We start from the raw sequence: 761 nt of genomic DNA, 5'->3' as shown, positions 1-761 counted from the left end.
TCCCGCCGGGCTTCCGCGTTCGGATCGACCGGCGGCGCAACCTGCGGCACCAGCGCCACGGTGTCGCCACCGAGCGATCCGTAGACGAACGGCTCCTGCCGCCGTCCCGTGCTCTTCAGCACCTCGTCGCGGACCCGGCCAAGCGTCAGGCGAAGGTCGAGGCCGGGCGTCGCCAAATGATTGAGGAGCGCGGTCGCAAACGGGCTGTGCGCACCGTCGCCGTCGCCGGCGACCGCGCCGGCCTTGGCGGCGAACGCAATCAGCGTATCCGCCGTCGCGGGCTCGATCTTGGCAAGGCCGCGGCCCATCGAACGCGTGGCCACACTGCGTGTCATCCGCTCCGCAAACGGGTTGTCGCGGCAGGCATCGAGGATGACGAGCCGCAGCCGCTTCGCCGGATTTATCGCCTGGAGAATCCGGTCCAACGGGACCGCCTCGTCCTCGACGTCGAAATCGCTTTGCAGCCTGGCATCTGCCGGAATCAGGAAGTTCGCGCCGTTCACCTCGATGCCGTGACCGGCGTAGTAGACCACGGCCATGTCGGAATCTGCAGCAACCGCAGCAAAATCGCGCACCGCCCGCCGCATCTCGACGACGCCGAGATCGCGGCGCAGCTCCACGATATCGAACCCCATCCGCTTGAACGCGTCGCTGATGGCAGCCGCGTCGTTGTCGGGATTAGCCAGCCGCGCGACGCTCTGGTAGTTGGACACGCCAAGGACCAGCGCCACCCGCTTGTCGGCCTGCGCAGTCGAGGCCGC

Annotated in this window: 1 protein-coding gene; it reads right to left on the bottom strand. The window is 68.1% G+C overall.

All coding sequences use genetic code 11. The features are described 5' to 3' along the window. The coding region (locus AC0L3C_RS36160; protein WP_473410404.1) for a caspase family protein at positions 1-761 on the bottom strand (761 nt) is incomplete at both ends.

This window comes from Bradyrhizobium sp. WSM4872, from assembly GCF_055811715.1.
This window is presented reverse-complemented; position numbering and strand designations above follow the sequence as displayed.